This window comes from Hymenobacter sp. BT559 (assembly GCF_017571525.1).
Classification (GTDB): domain Bacteria; phylum Bacteroidota; class Bacteroidia; order Cytophagales; family Hymenobacteraceae; genus Hymenobacter; species Hymenobacter ginsengisoli.
In genome coordinates this window covers 1-1,294 of record NZ_JAGETY010000031.1, presented here as the reverse complement: position 1 = coordinate 1,294, position 1,294 = coordinate 1, and the positions used below count along the sequence as shown (strand labels likewise).

1 protein-coding gene is annotated in these 1,294 nt (G+C 63.8%); it reads left to right on the top strand.

Annotated elements, in window-relative coordinates; all coding sequences use genetic code 11:
- A partial coding sequence (locus J4D99_RS21700) for a transposase (RefSeq protein WP_208133846.1) occupies positions 1 to 1,294 on the top strand: 1,294 nt, incomplete at both ends.

Sequence of the window (1,294 nt, the reverse complement as noted above, 5' to 3'; positions counted from 1 at the left end):
CTCGACATCCTCTACTTTCTGGGCTATGAGGTGGATGAAGACCTGCCCTGGCACTCCACGATTAGTCGCACCCGCCAGCTCTACCCCGCCACCATTTTTGAGCACCTCTTCGACCAGGTCTTTGCCCAGTGCGTTGCCGCCGGCTTAGTAGCGGGCGATACCCAGGCCGTAGACTCCGCCCCGGTCAAAGCCAGTGCGTCGCTCGACAGCCTCTGTGAGAAGCAGCCCCTCAAAGCTGCTACGCCACCGCTGCACGTGGTCGGTCGGCCCCCGGCGGCGCACCACCCCCAGCCGGCACCTGCCCACCAGCTGCGCCGCGAAGCCGCCCGCCAGGCCAAGCGGCGCACCGAGGCGGGAAACTTAGGTGCCCGACATGCCAACGCCAAGCTACTGAGTAATAAGACCCACTACAGCCCCACGGATCCGGAGGCCCGCATTTCCGTCAAGCCCGGTAAAGTACGGGCCCTGAACTACCTCTGTAGCTTGGCCGTGGACACGGCGGCGGGCGTGATCAGCCATATCCAGGCCGATTTTGCGGACGGCCGCGATAGTGCGCATTTACCTGCCCTGGTCAACGGGTTACGCGCCAGATTCAAGGCCAACAACTTAACGCTACGCGAGCTGGTCGCCGATACGGGCTACTCCACGGGCTTCAACTATGCCTTTTTAGAGCTGGGCCAGGTCACGCCGTGGATTCCGGCGTTTGGGGCCTACAAGCCGGAGGTGGCAGGCTTTACGTATGACCCCACCCAGGATACGTACGGCTGCCCGGCGGGCAAGCTGCTGCGGTTTCGCACCTATCGGGTGACGGAAGACGGCAATTGGTCGAAGCTGTACCGGGCGACCTACCAAGAGTGCCAGCAGTGCCCGTTACGCGCGAACTGTGTGCCGGGGGCGCAGTACAAACAACTGATTCGCTCGGCGTTTGATGCGGCCTACCGCCGGGCGTGGCACCGGCAGCGCACCCCGGCTGGGCAGCACATGCGCCGCGTGCGCCAGCGCACGGTCGAACCCGTCTTCAGCCACCTGCTCTACCAGTATGGCCTGCGGCGCGTCGGCACCAAGGGCCGGGCCGCCGCCCACAAGACCATGCTGCTGAGCGCCATCGCCTATAATCTCAAGAAGCTGCTCCGCCACCAGCCCACCCAGCCAGCCAGGGTAGCGGTCGCGCTCTGGCCACCGAGACAAGGGCGCTGCCAGGCCCATTTTAGCACTCGGACAACTCGTTCTAAGTTTTTGCAAGTCAAGTTGCTAACTAGGCGCGCATCTACCCTGAGTTCTGCAACAGCCACGA